The organism is Vibrio sp. 811, from assembly GCF_033339195.1.
On record NZ_JAWOUB010000973.1, the window covers coordinates 1 to 514 of the forward strand.

Consider the following 514-nt stretch of genomic DNA (forward strand, 5'->3'; position numbering starts at 1 on the left):
ACTTGCCCTTCAAGCAATTTCAGCTCTTGCGGGATATCCCAGCGCAGTTTGGGTGTGCGAAAAACAAATGCCTTAATCGTTTGTCCAACCATATGTGGACTAATACCCATCCGGCTTACTTCAACTTCTGGTAATTCAGGCATTTAATTCTCCTTAAAACACTCAAAGCCTTACTGAAAGGCAGTTAGCATAATCGAAAAGTACAAGCGTAAACACTGCTTACCTACGAGGTTATTGACCACCTCTCACTTAGGCATGATGTAATTGCTCTCAACAGAAATCGCGATCCACTTGTTTTGCCAATTCTTGAACAACCAAAAATCATGAAGACGATAAAGAGTAATTCGCTGCGGTTCTTCGACGCCTTGATACCAGACTTCGATGGTTTCTGGTGTGCCTAACTTATCTTTAAGAGTGTCGTATTGCTGCGCAGATAACTCCGTACCTTCGAGCGCTTGCCAGCGAGCAATAAGTTCAGATAGAGGGAGAGGAACATCTGCATTCGCATGCCATC

1 protein-coding gene and 1 pseudogene are annotated in these 514 nt (G+C 44.0%); both read right to left on the minus strand.

The features are described from left to right. The coding region (locus R7Q46_RS30425) for a DNA-formamidopyrimidine glycosylase family protein (protein ID WP_318078747.1) at nucleotides 1–143 on the minus strand (143 nt) is incomplete at its 3' end. A gap of 102 nt (nucleotides 144–245) precedes the next feature. Continuing rightward, nucleotides 246–514: pseudogene (locus R7Q46_RS30430) on the minus strand (hypothetical protein); the annotation flags it as partial.